Origin of the sequence: Acidovorax sp. 1608163, assembly GCF_003669015.1 — a bacterium.
In the GTDB taxonomy this organism is placed as follows: Bacteria; Pseudomonadota; Gammaproteobacteria; order Burkholderiales; family Burkholderiaceae_C; genus Acidovorax.
The window spans coordinates 53229-67461 of record NZ_CP033069.1 but is presented as its reverse complement, the minus strand read 5'-3'; the positions used below and the strand labels follow the sequence as shown (position 1 = coordinate 67461).

The 14233-nt window shown below is 67.2% G+C and carries 9 protein-coding genes and 1 pseudogene; 4 read left to right on the top strand and 6 right to left on the bottom strand.

The genetic code is table 11. The features are described from left to right. The 3 genes from EAG14_RS00310 (at position 1) to EAG14_RS22555 (ending at position 2165) form a co-directional block, all read left to right on the top strand. Complete coding sequence (locus EAG14_RS00310) at positions 1-876, top strand: LysR family transcriptional regulator (RefSeq protein WP_121727710.1); 876 nt, start codon at positions 1-3, stop codon at positions 874-876. A 220-nt stretch (positions 877-1096) separates the two neighbouring features. Further along, positions 1097-1576 carry a hypothetical protein gene (locus EAG14_RS00305; protein ID WP_240456891.1) on the top strand — a complete coding sequence of 160 codons (480 nt, stop codon included), beginning with the start codon at positions 1097-1099 and terminating at the stop codon, positions 1574-1576. A 70-nt stretch (positions 1577-1646) separates the two neighbouring features. Further along, positions 1647-2165, top strand: coding sequence for a hypothetical protein (locus tag EAG14_RS22555; protein ID WP_162995864.1), 519 nt, complete (start codon positions 1647-1649; stop codon positions 2163-2165). Between the two features lie 38 nt (positions 2166-2203). Here EAG14_RS22555 and EAG14_RS00295 read toward each other — a convergent pair whose 3' ends face one another. Together EAG14_RS00295 and EAG14_RS00290 are read right to left on the bottom strand one after the other, a co-directional pair. Next, a complete protein-coding gene (locus EAG14_RS00295; RefSeq protein WP_121727708.1) occupies positions 2204-4159 on the bottom strand; it encodes a phosphatase PAP2 family protein in 1956 nt (651 codons plus the stop codon). A 175-nt stretch (positions 4160-4334) separates the two neighbouring features. Further along, the gene (locus EAG14_RS00290; protein ID WP_099743661.1) at positions 4335-5558 is read right to left on the bottom strand and encodes a murein transglycosylase A; all 1224 of its coding nucleotides are present in this window, start codon (positions 5556-5558) and stop codon (positions 4335-4337) included. 238 nt (positions 5559-5796) lie between these two features. Here EAG14_RS00290 and EAG14_RS00285 point away from each other — a divergent pair, with 238 nt between their 5' ends. Continuing rightward, positions 5797-6441 carry an OmpA family protein gene (locus EAG14_RS00285; protein WP_099657174.1) on the top strand — a complete coding sequence of 215 codons (645 nt, stop codon included), beginning with the start codon at positions 5797-5799 and terminating at the stop codon, positions 6439-6441. Between the two features lie 13 nt (positions 6442-6454). Here EAG14_RS00285 and EAG14_RS00280 read toward each other — a convergent pair whose 3' ends face one another. From EAG14_RS00280 to EAG14_RS23555, 4 genes and pseudogenes are all read right to left on the bottom strand, one after another. Then, complete coding sequence (locus EAG14_RS00280) at positions 6455-7084, bottom strand: response regulator transcription factor (RefSeq protein ID WP_099657175.1); 630 nt, start codon at positions 7082-7084, stop codon at positions 6455-6457. 5 nt (positions 7085-7089) lie between these two features. Next, the gene (locus tag EAG14_RS00275; protein WP_099743662.1) at positions 7090-9132 is read right to left on the bottom strand and encodes a nitrogen regulation protein NR(II); all 2043 of its coding nucleotides are present in this window, start codon (positions 9130-9132) and stop codon (positions 7090-7092) included. A gap of 5 nt (positions 9133-9137) precedes the next feature. Beyond that, positions 9138-9956 (bottom strand): carbon-nitrogen hydrolase family protein, encoded by an 819-nt coding sequence (locus tag EAG14_RS00270; protein WP_121727707.1) that lies wholly within the window; start codon positions 9954-9956, stop codon positions 9138-9140. Continuing rightward, positions 9956-14136 (bottom strand): annotated as a pseudogene (locus EAG14_RS23555) (YhdP family protein). The gene EAG14_RS00270 and the pseudogene EAG14_RS23555 overlap by 1 nt, the downstream one beginning before the upstream one ends. Positions 14137-14233: the final 97 nt, after the last annotated feature.

Below are 14233 nucleotides of genomic sequence, written 5' to 3'. Positions count from 1 at the left end.
ATGGACCTCGATGCCCTTCAGGACTTCCAGCTCGTGGCCGCTCACGGTGGGTTTGGCAAAGCCAGCCGTGCCAGCGGACGCTCCAAGGCCACCCTTTCGCGCAGGCTTGCAGACTTTGAGGACGCGCTGGGGATGCGTCTCATCGAACGAGGCGGCCGAAGTCTTGAGCTCACGGAAACGGGCAAGCTGTTGTTCGCCCAGACCTCGGGCCCCATGCGCGACATTGAAGAGGCGGTGAGGGCCGCACGGGAAGGCCTCACCACACCCCGAGGACACCTTCGCGTTGCAGCGCCGTTGCTGTTTTCACAAGTCGCGCTGGGGCTGCTGGCTGCGCGGTTCAGAGTCTTGCACCCAGAGGTACAGATCGAAGTCGTCTCGGAGGACCGTCTGACCGACCTGGTGGAAGAGCACTTTGACGTTGCGATCCGCATCAATCCGAAAGAGGACGGCTCCCTCGTCGGCAGGTGTTTCGCCAAAGACAGGCTGGTCCTTGCTGCGGCTCCATCGGTGCGAATTCCGCAGGCAAGTGCGGGCCAGCCAACCCCCATTCCTGCCGTGGTGATGCCCACTTATCGGGAAGGGGAAGTCTGGTCGGTGCGCGAGGGACAGATCGCCTATGAACCCCAACCCGTGCTCAAGCTGTCTTCGCTGTTATCGATCCGCGACGCGGTGGTGGCGGGGGCAGGAGTCGCGTTGTTGCCGCAGTCCATCATCGCAGGCCACCTGGAAAAACGAGAGTTGGTGTCTTGGGGCATTGCGGGCAAGGAAACCCAGCTCTGGGTAATGCACACGTCTCGCCGCTTACAAAGCCCGAAGGTGAAGGCATTTGTGGAGTTCATGGTCAACCAATACCCCACAGGATGGTTCGCCGTTTAAGAACCTGTTCCAAGCCATTGCGCGAACGCAAGCGGGTCTTCCACACCAGTGATGCAGCACCGACGGTGACGCGGTGGACAGTGGAATGGTGAGGATTTTTAGCGATTTCAGGCTCTAGCGCTTATCCATAAATCGCTAGAAGCTATCAATAACATAGCAATCAATCTGCTTCGTCAGACACCATGGCACCAATGCCCAACCCCGTTGAAAATCACGGCCCATGAACCGCATCGCATATTTCCGCTGGCTGCTTTCTTTGCTCTGCATCGCGCCCTGCGCCCAGGCCGCTGCCCCAGACCCCGCCTTGCTCGGCTGCTGGCGCGCCGCCACCATCGTGCTGCACACGGCAGACGGTCAAAAGCTCGAAGACCGCTCTGGCCGCTGCACCCTGCAGTTCAAGGAGGAGCAGTTCGAATCGACCTGCAGAACCACCCGGGGCCTGGCAACCACCACGTACCAGTACCAGATCGTGCGCCCCCAGGTGTACGCCACCACCTTGGCGGGCAGCACGGTCAGGACAGAGATGGCCAGCGCGACGCGCGAATACACCTACCGCATCGAAGGCGAGCGGCTGCACACCGAGACCGTGCCCCCAGCGGCAGTGGCGGGTGCCTCTGCAACGCCCCGCGCACAGAAACCGACGCCACCAAGGTGCCCTGCCCCTGAACAGGGCTGCGGGCCTCTGGGCACTGGTGTGTGACGGCGACCGCCATCGCGCTCTATTGGATGGCGGGATTACATTGACGGGGTTGCATCCTCGTCAGGCTCTCATGAAATTGGTATCGATAGTGTTTGCTTGCACGTTAGCGACAGTGCTCCTTGCAGGCTTGTTTCTGAGGTTTTTTGTGGTCGCCTTGGGAGAAGGACAAACAGGGGTACGACTCAAGGCGGGCACTCCAACCCATGAACGCATCGCACAAGGGCTTCACATCAGGATCCCGCATTTCTACGACGTCGAGCGCTTCCATGGCGGTATTCATATTTCGGCCATCCGACTTCCCTGCAAAAGCCCAGATGGCAGCCCGCCACAACCCGCATCCGCCAAGGTCCTTTGGAACATCATGGATGGACGCGCGTTCTATCCACTGACCCTCGCAAATCCCCAAATGACCCACGCCGAAGTGGGCGAACGGGCCATTGAACAAGCGCTCTGCGCCTTGTCGGCATCTGCTGAAAACATCAACCTTCTCGGCACGAAAGACAGGCATCGGGTGATGGGCCATCTGGACGAAGTTCTGCAGGCGCCGAAAGGCATCAGGGTGCTCGCTATCGATGAGAAGCACCCTTGACTGGCGCGGCCATTTTCGATCGATGGCCGCCGCCTCCTTCAGTTGCTCAGCACCAACTGCACGCTGTCTCCGTTGTACACCGCCGTCGCCTTGAAGCCCGCCACCGTGATGGCGCTGAACGTGCCCTGCACACGCTTGGCGCGCAGCAGCGTCAGCGTGTCGCCCACCTTGGGCGTGAAGCCGGGGCGGAAGGTGACTGCCAGCGGGCCAGCCAGGGTGGCCACGCCTGCGGTGCTGAGGGTGCCTGCATCGGCCGCGCCCAGTTGCAGGGCCAGGGTGCCGGTGGCGGTTTGGGTCAGGCCGCCGGGCAACTCCACAGCGCCCGTGGTGTTGGTGAGCAGCGTGCCGCCTGCCACATACACAGCGCCTTGGCCCAGGGCCTTGGCAGTGTCGGCGCGCACGGTGCCTGCAGCGATTTCGGTGCCACCGGTGTAGGTGCTGGCACCCGCCAGGGCCAGGGTGCCGCTGCCGCGCTTGGTCAGCTTGCCTGCACCGCTGATGTCGTTGCGCCACACGTCCAGGGCGTGAAAGCCGCCCAAGGCGGCGTCCATGGCTACCTCCACGTCGCCCGCGAACGCACCGTAGCCACTGCCTGCGGCAAACAGGTTGAGGCGGCCAAAGCCTTCGGCGTCGTCCATCACGGGGTAGCCCGAGGGCAATGCGGTGGTTTTGAGCACCACACGGCGCTGCGCGTCGCTCAGGTAGGGCAGGCGCGTTTCCAGCAGCACTTCCGCCCCCTTGGGCACCACTGCGGGCAGCGTGGTGCTGCCGATGGGCGTGAAGCCGAACACCAGACGGCGCTGGTAATGGAGCTGGTTGGCCGCGTAATCGGCAAAGCGGTCCTTGTCCGTGCCCTGGCTGCGGGCAAAGGCCGCGAACTGCGCGGGCGTGGTGGTCCCCACAGCGGCCATCAAGGTCTGGTGGGCCTGGTTGTAGGCGGCGGTGCGCGTGTCTTTGGAGGCCGCTGCAATATTGCCCAAGGCCGAGGCCTGGCCCAGAAGGCGCCCGCTGATCACATCCAGCGGCGAGTGCATGCCGGCGAGGATGCGGTTTTCGCCCAGCTCCAGCCCGCGTGCGAGCATTTCATGAAAGCGCTCGGGCACCAGATAGGCCATGGCCACGGCGTTGCGCACCGCCTCGGCGCTGTGGCCGCTGGTGTAGCCGCCATCGGTGGCCGCAGTGCTGCTGCGCGCGGGCAGCAGCGTGGGCTCCACTTTCACGTCCGCGCTCCAGCGCCAGGGGCGGGCGTACTTGTAAAAGCGTTTGGCCGGTTCGGTGGAGGCGTTGGCCCCCATGCTTTCCACAAAGGCAATCACGCGGCCAAATTCGGGATTGGTGTCGCCCGAGATGCCAGTGTTGTTGCCGCCGTCCTCGTACTTCACGGTGGTCGCATCGGCAGGCACGCCCGTGATGGTGGTGGTCTGGCGAGCGGCCTTGCGCCACGCGTCGGTGAGCGGGCCCATGCCGTCGGTCACGCTGTAGTTCTTGCCACGGCGGTCGTCCATGTAGGCGGCCAATGACTGGGCGGCCGTGCGCGTCACGGTTGTGCGCACCACAAAGTCGATGTTCTCTTTGTGCACCGCTGCGTTCTTGACCTTGCCATCCGTGGCGTCGCCAGGGATACCGCTCCAAGTGGAGGCCACGACCGCCGGGAACCCCTCCACAGCCGGTGCGGTCTGCCCCGCATCGACCAGGCGGGTGCTGGGCTCCCACACCTCCAAAAAGCCGGAAAGCAACCGCACGCCCGCGTTGGTTTGCAGCGTTGCATAGCGCGCATCGCCGCGCTGGTTGGTGGCGGCAGCGTCCACAAAAGCTGTCACGGTGGGCACGGGCGCCGTGTCGGTCACGCCCAACGCCTGCGGCATGGCCGGGGCCACAGACTCATCGCCCCCGCCACCCCCACAGGCAGACAAGGCCAGCAACGCGGCGATGGAGGTCAGGCGCAAGCGCGCACCGGGCTGGGAGGGTGCGGGGAGAAAACGGGCGAAGGGCATGGGCAATCCGAGCGGCAAAACGTAAAGCGCTGGATGCTAGGCACGGCCTGTGAAAGCTGCGTGACACCGCGCCCGCCCCTGCACATGTTCCTGCGCGTGGGCCGCCAATGCACTATGCATTTAATAGCTGCTAGCGCTTAATTGACGGGCGCTAGCAGCCCAAAAGATTCAATTTTTACTTAGGCCAAAGCACCCACAGCCGCAGGTTCTGCTTGAGCCGCCCGGCGATGTCGCCCGCCTCCGGGCCCCAGCCCGTGAAGTAATCCGCCCGCACCGCGCCCAGGATGGCGCTGCCGGTGTCTTGCGCCAGCACTAGGCGGCTCAATTGCACCTGCGGGCCGCTGGAGGCCAGCCACACGGGCGTGCCGTAGGGGATGCTTTGGCGGTCCACCGCGATGGAGCGGCCGGGCGTGAGGGGCACACCCTGCGCGCCCTTGGGGCCAAAGCCTGCGTCCATGCCCACCAGGGGTTCTTCCTTGAAGAAGACGTAGCGCGGGTTGGTCCACATCAGCTCGTTGGTGCGCTGCGGGTTGGCGGCCAGCCAGGCGCGGATGCCGGGCCAAGTGGCATCGCGGGTGTAGCCCTGGTCCAGCAGCCAGCGGCCAATGCTGCCGTAGGGCTGGTCGTTGGTGCCCGCATAGGCCACCCGCAGCATCGTGGTCGAGCCATCGGCCTCGGTGATACGCAGGCGGCCCGAGCCCTGGATGTGCAGCACCATCGATTCGACCGGGTCGCGCAGCCAGGCGATGGCGCGGCCTTGCAGGGCGGCCTGGGCTTCGGGCAGGGTTTCGATCTGCTGGCGGGTGTACCAGGGCTTGCGAGCGCCAAAGCCTGCGGGCGTGCGGTAGATGGGCACGTTGAAGCCGTTGCCGCTTTGGCGGGCGGCATCCATCAGGGGTTCGTAGTACGCGGTGAGCAGGCCGTCGGGGTTGCCGTCGGTGGCTTCCACGCGGTAGGGCTGCAGGCGGGCCACCATCCAGGCGCGCTGCTCTTCGCCGGTGGCAATGCTGAGTTGGCGCACCTCGCTGCACAGGGCGGTGAAGGGGGCCACGGGGCGCTCACAACTCTTGATCCAGGCGTTCCAGGCCTCGTGCAGGGCGTCGTCGGCAAAGCCAGGCAATTCGCCCCAGCGCACGGGTGTCCAGCGGCTTTTGGGCTGGGCCAGGGGCGGGGGCAGCGGGCCGGTGTCGCCGGGCACGGCATAAGGCCCGGTCGGCCGGGGCGCAGGCATGCCCCCAGGGTACGAAGGGGATGGGGCGGGCGGGGTGGAGCAGGCGACGAGCGTTCCTACAATCAGCGCCGTTGCAACCAGGCGCAGGAGTGTCAATTTCATGGGGCTGATTTTGCTTGAAGCGCTGCTGGCGCTGGTGGTGTTGGTTGCGATTGTGTGGTGGACGATGTTTTCCGGCCGCAAGGGCGGCGAGCTCAAGCCGCCCCCCCAGACGACCAGGGCGGGCCACCGCCACCTTCCTCGCCCCCGTGATGGGCTGTACAGGGGCAAGGCGCTGTCCTACACCCCCTTGGCTCGCAGTCCGATGGCGCAAGCCCGGCTGTGGCCTGACCATCGCAGCAGCCGACGGCCCCGGCCCGCGCGCAGCGCTGGCAGGGCGCTGCCTCGGTGTTCAAGGAGTACACACATGCGCAAACACATTCTTCTGGGCGTCAGTGCCGCCGTCATCTTGGCCACAGGTTGCGCCAGCATGGACGACACCCAGCGCCGCACCGCCACGGGCGCGGGCATTGGTGCACTGGCCGGGGCGGTGATTGGATCGGCCACCGGCGGCAACGCAGGCACGGGCGCCGTGGTGGGTGCGGGGGTCGGGGCCCTGGGCACCTACATCTGGTCGCAGAACATGGAGCGCCAAAAGCGCGAGATGGAGCAGGCCACCCAAGGCACGGGCATTGCCGTGACGCAGACGGCCGACAACCAGCTGATGCTGAACATTCCGAGCGATATTTCGTTTGCGGTGGGCCGCTCTGACATCCAGCCCAACTTTGCGCCGGTGCTGGACCAGTTTGCCGCCGGGCTGCGCAACAACCCCTACTCGGACGTGCGCATCGTGGGCCACACCGACAGCACGGGCAGCGATGCGGTGAACAACCCCTTGTCGGTGGACCGCGCGGCCAGCACCCGCAGCTACCTGGTGGCGCGCGGCGTGGACGGGCGCCGCATTGCCATCGATGGCGTGGGGGAGCGCCACCCCATTGCCAGCAACGACACGGCCGACGGGCGCGCCCGCAACCGGCGGGTGGAAATCTTTGTGGGTGAGCGCCCCCGCTGAAGCGGCGCGGCGCTCAGTGGCCGGAGCGCAGCAGGTTGGCCAGCTCCACGGCCGACTTGACCTGCATCTTGTCGAACACGCGTGAGCGGTGCACTTCCACCGTGCGCACGCTGATGTCGAGCTGGTCGGCGATCAGCTTGTTGGGCAGCCCTGCCACCACCAGGTCCATCACGTCGCGCTCGCGCTCGGTCAGGTCCTTCAGGCGCACCTGCAGGTCGCTGCGCTCGCGCAGCTGGGCCAGCTGCTCACCCGACTGGGCCAGGGCCTGTTCGATGCGGTCCACCAGCGCGTTGTCAGAAAACGGCTTTTCGCAAAAGTCAAAGGCGCCGCGCTTGACGGCGTCCACCGCCGTGGGCACATCGGCATGGCCGGTCAGGAAGATGACGGGCATGGTCTGCAGGTCGCCCCGCGCTGCCAGCAGGTCAAACAGCGCCAGGCCACTCAGGCCAGGCATGCGCACATCCAGCAGCAGGCAGCAGGGCTGGCGCTGGGGCGAGCGGGTCTGCAGCATGGCGTCGAACGCTTCGGCGCTTTCAAACGATTCACTGGGCAGGCGGCGCGAGCGCAGCAGCCAGGCCAGCGCTTCGCGCACGCCAGCGTCGTCGTCCACGATGTACACAGTCGCGTTGGATACGGGTTCCATCAGGATCAGCTCTTGGAAGGTTGGTGGGCGGGCAAGGTGAAGGTGAATACCGTACCACGGGGCTCGTGGGGCGCAAACCCCAGATAGCCGCCATGCTGCTCCACCACCGTGCGGCACAGGCTCAGGCCCAGGCCCATGCCTTCGGTGCGGGTGGTGAAGAAGGGGGTGAACAGCTTTTGCGCCACCTCATCTGGGATGCCGCTGCCGCAGTCGGTGACCGAAAACTCCAGCCAGACGTTGTGCCTGTTCGACGCCGCCCTCTTGACGCGGATGTCCAGCACACGCGTGTGGATGGTCGGGTCGTCCATGGCCTGCATGGCGTTGCGGGCCAGGTTGAGCAGCACCTGTTCGACCATGGTGCGGTCACACAGCGCGGGGGGCAGGCCGGGCTCGACCATGGTGTGCACGCGCACGCCCAGCTTGCGTGCCTGCAAGATGGCCAGCGGCAAGATGGCGTCCACCAACTGCTGCGCAGGCACGGCCTCGCGGGCCTGGTCGCGGCGGCGCACAAAGTCATGCACGCTTTTGATGACGCGGCCCGCGCGCTCGGCTTGGCGGGCGATCTGGCGCATGGCCATGCGCACGTCCTGCAGGCTTTCAGCGCTGGGCTGGGGGTCGGTGGCAGACGGTGGCTCCAGCAGGTTCAGCGAGCCCGTGGCATAGCTGGAGATGGCGGCCAGGGGCTGGTTCAGTTCGTGGCTGAGCAGCGATGCCATCTCGCCCACCGTGGCCAGGCGGGCGGTGGCCTGCAGGCGCTCTTGCGAGGCGCGCGAGAGCTCTTCCACGCGCCGCTGCTCACTGATGTCCAAAAACGCGCTCATCCAGCCGGTGTGCAGGCCCTGCGCGTTGATGAGCGGAGCCTCGATGATGAGCACCGGAAAACGGGTGCCGTCCTTGCGCATGAACTCGGACTCAAACCCTTCGCGCGGGGGCGTGTTGCCCGCAAAGCGGATGGCCTGGCGTTGGCGGTACTCCTCCACCCGCTCGGGCGGCCAATACAAGGCGGAGGCGGGGGCCGAGGTGCTGTGGCCCATCAACTCTTGCGCCGTGAAGCCCACCATCTCGCAAAACGCGGGGTTCACATAGGTGATGCGCCCCTGCAGGTCGCGCGCGCGCAGCCCAGTCACCAGCGAGTCTTCCATGGCCTTGCGAAACGCCAGTGCGTCGCCCAGGTCGCGCTCGGCGCGCAGGCGGCGGCGGTTGTCGCGCACCAGCACCCACATCACCGTGACCAGCGCAATCGACATGGCCGTGACCAGCGCCGTGAGCACGTTGGGGAACACGCTGGGCGCGGTGTGCCAGGTGTCCATGCGCAACACCAGCGTGGTGCCGGGCAAGTCCAGCAGCTGCTGCGCGGTGAACATGCGCGAGCCCCGGCGCGAGGCGCCCAGCACGGCCAGACGGGTGCCGTCGGGCTCGGTGAACGAGGCCTCCTGGCTGCGCGTGAGGCTGGCGCCCACCATGTCGGCCAGCACCGACTGCAGCGCATAGGTGGCGATCAAGTAGCCCGAGGCACGCCCACCCGTGCTCAGCGGCAGGCACAGCTCCATCAGCTCTGAGCCCAGCCCATCGACATGGGGCTGGTAGTAACTGCCCGAGTAGGCGGGGCTGCTCAGGCGGCGCGCCGTGCTGCAGGCCTGGTTGGCTTCGGAGTTGTTGTGGTCGCGCAGCCCCCGGTCCCACAGCACGGCACGGTAAGGGCTTTGCACATGGGTGCGCAGGCGCATGGCACTGTCGCGCCACTCCAGGCGCACCAGTTCGCGCTGGTTGCGCAGCAGGTCAGAGGCCTCCACCTCCCAGGCCAGCAGGCCCGGGTCGCCAGAGTTCAGGGCTTGCAGGCTTTGCAGGTTGCGGGTGAGCGCGGCGCGGATGTCCGACACCGCGTCGGCGGCATCGCGCTCCAGGTGCGACTGCACCTGGCTGGCCTCGTAGCGCCCCGCCAACCACACCATGGTGACCAGCATCGACACCACCAGGGCGATGAGTGCTGTCCACAGCGACCAGCGGCGCCAGGCGCTGCGCCAGCGCCGCCAAATGGCGCGGGGGATGGTGCTCACAGGATGCGGTGCGCAAGGGCGGGCAACTGCTGGCGCACGCTGCGCAGCCGGGCGGGGTCCAGCTCGGCCAGCACCACGCCGGGGCCCTGGGCTTGCTGCGCCAGCACCTGGCCCCAGGGGTCTGCCACCAGGCTTTGGCCCCAGGTGTGGCGGCCGTTCTCGTGCACGCCGCCCTGGGCGGGCGCCACCACATAGGCCAGGTTTTCGATGGCGCGGGCACGCAGCAGCACCTCCCAGTGGGCCTGGCCCGTGACGTGGGTGAAGGCGCTGGGCACCAGCAGCAAATCGGCCCCGGCGCTGGCATGGGCGCGGAACAGCTCCGGAAAGCGCAGGTCGTAGCACACCGACAGGCCCACGCGCCAGCGGTGGCCGTCGCGGGCGGGCAAGTCAAACTGCACCGGGGCGTTGTCTCCGGGCTCGATCACCCGGCCCTCATGGAACTGCTCACGCCCGTTGTCAAACCAGAAGAGGTGGATCTTGTCGTAGCGCGCCACGCACGCACCGTCGGGAGCAAACACCAGCGTGGTGTTGCGCACGCGCTCGGGGTCGGTGGTGCGCAGGGGCAGGGTGCCACCCACAATCCACAGCCCCAGCTCGCGCGCGGTGCGCGCCAAAAAATCCTGGATCGGGCCCTGGCCCGGCACCTCCTGGTGGGCCAGCTTGTCGGTGTCGCGCAGGCCCATGATGCAAAAGTACTCGGGCAGCACCGCCAATTCGGCACCCGCCTGCGCGGCCTGCTCCAGCAAGCTGCGGGCGGTGGCCAGGTTGTCCTGCGGGCGGGGGCAAGACACCATCTGGATGGCTGCGACTTTCATCATGAGGGGTCTCCGGTGTGGGTCGGTTCAGGCGATGCCACTTGCGGGGCGGGCGTGCTGTGGCCGGTGCTGCCCACCCCTTCGCGGCCACGGCGGGGCACGCGCACCACGCGCGGATCGCTCCAGGCGCCGTCCACGCGAAACTCCTGCGTGGCCGCCTCGATCAACGGGCCGCGCAAAAACACCTGCGCCAGGAAGCTGCCCAGCCCAATCACGGGGTTGATGGCCGTGGCCACCAGCGATGCCGTCATGGCGTTGATCTCGGGCACCACCACCACGCGCAGGTCTTGCGTTTCCTTGTCGATGTCGGCACTGCCTTCCATCAGCACGGCGGCGTTCACGCCCTTCATCTGCAGGTTGTTGGTCGAGGCCACGCCTTGCTCAATGTGCATGTCGCCGCGCACAAAGTCAAAGGCAAAGCCTTCGCTGAACACATCGCGGAAGTCGAGCGTGAGGCGGCGCGGCAGCGACTGCAGGCTGAGCACACTGAGCAGCTTGGCCAGGCCCGGGTCGGCCTTCAGAAACTGCCCGGCCTCGATGTTGAGGTTGACCTGCCCGGCCATGGTCCGGTAGTCAGGGCTGAAAGGCGCGCCAATCCAGCCCACCTGGCCCTCCATGCGGCCCTTGCCGCGCTTGATCACGTTGACCATGCCGAAGCGCCCCAGCAGGTCGCCTGAGTCGCGGATGTCCAGCTTGAAGTTGAGCACCGTGCGGCGGTCTGGCGCGCGGGGGGCCGCACCCGCTGCAGCGGCCCTGGCGTGGTTGAGCACCGCCCAGTTGCCGCTGGCCGTCAGGCTGGCCTCGGGGGTGCTGATGTTGAACTTGTTCAGGCGCCACTCGCGCTGGGCTGCGTCGCCAGTGCGGTTTTGTGCCTCGATCTCGATGCGCCCCAGCTTGCGCCCACGCAGTTCAAAGTCGTCCACCACCACGTCCACAGCGGGCAGGGCGCCAGGCTGCTCGTCCAGCAGCGCCTCCACCTGGGTGGCCTCGCTTTGCGGCATGCTCAGGCGCGACAGGCGGGCAAACAGGCGGCCGCTGCCCATGTCGCCCGAGGTGGGCTGGCGAAACTCCAGGTAGCCATTGAGTTCGGCAGCGTCCAGATTGGCGCGCCACAGGTTGCCTTCGCGCAGACCACCAGCCACCAGGTTGTGCAGGGTGCGGCCCTCGGCCGTCAGCTCGCTGGCGCGCAGGGCCAGCACATTGGGCAGGTAGTCCATGGCCGGGTTGGCCGCAGGCCCTGGGCCCATGACGGGCACGGGCCCAGGCCGGGCGGCACCGGCCACGCCAGTGGACTGGGTGAACAAGCGCTCCCACGCGTCCACGTCCACCTTGCCCAGGCGGATGTTGGCGCCCACCCCTTCGGTCGGTTGCGGCGCCGATTCGCCGGCGAGCAGGCCCACGCCAATTGCGCCGCGCAGCACCCGGGGCTGGGCGCCGCTCACATCGCGCAGGTAGGTGGCGGTGCCCACCCCACCCAGGTCCAGCGTGATCTGGTCGCGCAGCGGCGGCTGGGGGGCGCCCGCCGAGGTGCTGACCAACGACTCGCGCGCCACCATTTGCTCGTAGCGCAGCGGCTGCTGGGCCTCGGCGGTTTTGCCCAGGGGCGCAGGCAAGTCCAGGGCCATGCCTTGCAAGGTGGTGTTGACCTGCAGCTCTGGCACCCCCCGGCGAAACGACAGGGCCAGGCTGTAGGGTGCGCTGCCAGTGGCGTTGCGCGCCAGTTGCGCCACAAAGCCCAGCGATGGCGTTTGCTGCAGCCCCTGGGCCGTGGCCACACCCTGTGCGCGCAGCTGGATGGCCGCCTCGGTCGGGGGTGCACCAGGGGGCAGAGCGCGCATGCCGCCTTCCAGCCGCACATCGCCACCCAGGGCGCGTGCCTGCATGCCGCTCAAGGCAAAGCCGGTTTCAGAGAACTGCACGACGCCACGGGCACGGCTCATGGCAGGGGTGTCGGGGGTGATGCGCACCTCGTTGCCCGACAAGGTCACGCTGCCCTGTACTTTGGACTGCGCGATGTCGCTGATAGGCAGGCTCAGGCGCAGTTGCAGGTCGGCATTGCCGGTGCCGCTGGCCTGCGCCAGGGCGTTGCCCGTCATGCGTGCCAAGGGCGATGTCACCATCAGCCCCAGCATTTCTGGCAAGGGCCCACGCGCCTCGGCATTGACGCCCACCACCGTGTGGGCCAGGTTGGGAATCTGCGCTTCCACCTTGAGCAGGCGTGTCTGCGGCAAGCCCATGAAGGTGCCCGATGCGCCCCGCACCTGCATGGACGAGCGCTCAAAAATCAGCTCACCCGCCAATTGCGTGAGGGGGGCCAGCGCAGGGTGTCGTTCGGCAACAGGCTGGGCGGCACATAGGCATAGGTCACGTCCTTGACCTTGGCAGCGATGCGGAAGTCGCCCAGCTTGGGGTCGTTGAAGGGCATGTCGTGCAAATCGCCCTTGACCTTGAAGTCCACATGGCTGGCCACACCGGCCACCACGGCCTGCTGCACATAGTGGCGGGAATCTGGCGGGATGCTCAGCGGCAGATAGCGGTGCACGCGGGTGCCGTCGGCGCGCGTCAGCGCACCCGACAAATCCAGCACCCCAGGGAAGCGCGAGGCATGCGCCACGCGGGCCGGGTCGCTGGTGTGCCAGGACATGCGGGCCTGGCCCTGGGCATCGGCGTTGGCAAAGCGGATGTCGTTGGCCTGCACGGCAATGCGCTCACCCTCCAGCTGCCAGCGCACATTGGCGGTGAATTCATCCAAAGGCACCACCGGGTCTTCAAACACGCGGGGCAGCACCAAGGCCCCCGAGGCGATGGACAGCGTCGCCTTGCCCCCCGTCTGGGTCAGGTCAAAGTCCACATCGGCGCCGCGCAGGCCGGGCGTGCGGGTGGCCTCGGTGGGGGTGCCGCCCGCCAGCGTCAGCCCCTGCACCCGGCCGCGCACCTGGTACTGCTGCAGCGCATCGAGCGGGCCCTTCCAGTTGGCCTGCACTTCTTGCACCATGCCCTTGGGCGCGTAGGTGGCAATGGCCTCATGGGCCGTGGCGCCCAGTGGCAGGCGGCTGGCAATCTGGGCCAGCGCGGCCAGGTCCAGCTTGTCCGCGCGAAACTCGCCTTGCGCCGGGGCTTTGCCCGTGGCCTCGGTGTACTGCAGCTTGAGGTTGCCACCGGGCCAGTTCAGCCCGTCGTCGGCCACAAACTGCAGCGCCTGGGTCGAAAATTCAAAACCGCCCTGCAGGCGGCGCCCGCCCAGGCGCCCCTCGATGGAGGGCAACTCCAGCGCCTGCAAATCGGGGCCCAGGGTGGCATGCACGTCGGCCAGCGCCAGGTCGGCCGTGCCGCCCACAATCTGGCCACGCTGGATGTCGGCCCAGGCCCGCAGCGCCCCATGGCCCCGCGCCACCTCTACGCCTACATCGGCATGGTGGCGCAGGCGCGAGACATCGACCCGCGAGAAGTTGGCAAACAGCTGCCCGTTCCAGTGCTGCCAGTTGCTGTCGCGCACCCGCAAAAGCGGTGCACGGAACAGGCCCACCAGCGTAAACCGGTCACCCCAGGCCTCGGGGGGCGTGGCGTCTATGCGCAGGCTGTGGCGCCAGTTGCCGTTGCGCAGCACCAGGTCCACCTTGCTCAAGGCCAGCTCAGGGGCGCCGCGCAGCTCGTCGTTCCAGCGCAGGGTACCTTCGCGGATCACCACCTCGCCCTGCGAGAACAGCCAGTCGGTGGCCGCATTGCTGTCGCCCGTGCCTTGCGCCACGGGCAGCCCGGCCACAAAGATGCGGCCATCGGGGGCGCGGCGAATGTCCAGGTCGGGCGAGGCGATGTACAGCTGCTCAAACCCCCAGTGCAGCAGCGACCGGGGCGACAGCGACACCACGACCCGAGGCAAGCGCAAGGCGGCGCGGCCTTCGCCGTCGAGCAGGGCCACGTCCATCAGTTCAATCGAAGGGATCAGGCCTTCCGAGCGGGCCGATATGTCGCCAATGCGAACCGCCACACCCAATGCCTGCGAGGCGCGCGCCTCGATCTGGGGGCGAAACTCACCGATTCGCGGCACAATCCAGCCATGAAGGGCACCCCAGGCCACCGCCAGCAACAGCCAGAAGGCCACCAGCAACCCCAACGACCACCGCGCAAACCCGGCCACGATCTTGAGCAAACGGGAAGGGCGAGGGGTCGGTTCGGTCATGTTTCGGGTGAAAGTGGGCGGAATTATGACCCGCCCCCAGGGCCCCGGTTCCTGGCGCCAGCGGCTTTTATCGGGGTGTTGTGGACTGTTACGCCCA

Bases quoted from the DNA above. Each gene is read 5' to 3' on its own strand.
- EAG14_RS00310 (WP_121727710.1), top strand. From the start codon at position 1: ATGGACCTCGATGCCCTTCAGGACTTCCAGCTCGTGGCCGCTCACGGT.
- EAG14_RS00305 (WP_240456891.1), top strand. From the start codon at position 1,097: ATGAACCGCATCGCATATTTCCGCTGGCTGCTTTCTTTGCTCTGCATC.
- EAG14_RS22555 (WP_162995864.1), top strand. From the start codon at position 1,647: ATGAAATTGGTATCGATAGTGTTTGCTTGCACGTTAGCGACAGTGCTC.
- EAG14_RS00295 (WP_121727708.1), bottom strand. From the start codon at position 4,159: ATGCCCTTCGCCCGTTTTCTCCCCGCACCCTCCCAGCCCGGTGCGCGC.
- EAG14_RS00285 (WP_099657174.1), top strand. From the start codon at position 5,797: ATGCGCAAACACATTCTTCTGGGCGTCAGTGCCGCCGTCATCTTGGCC.
- EAG14_RS00280 (WP_099657175.1), bottom strand. From the start codon at position 7,084: ATGGAACCCGTATCCAACGCGACTGTGTACATCGTGGACGACGACGCT.
- EAG14_RS00270 (WP_121727707.1), bottom strand. From the start codon at position 9,956: ATGAAAGTCGCAGCCATCCAGATGGTGTCTTGCCCCCGCCCGCAGGAC.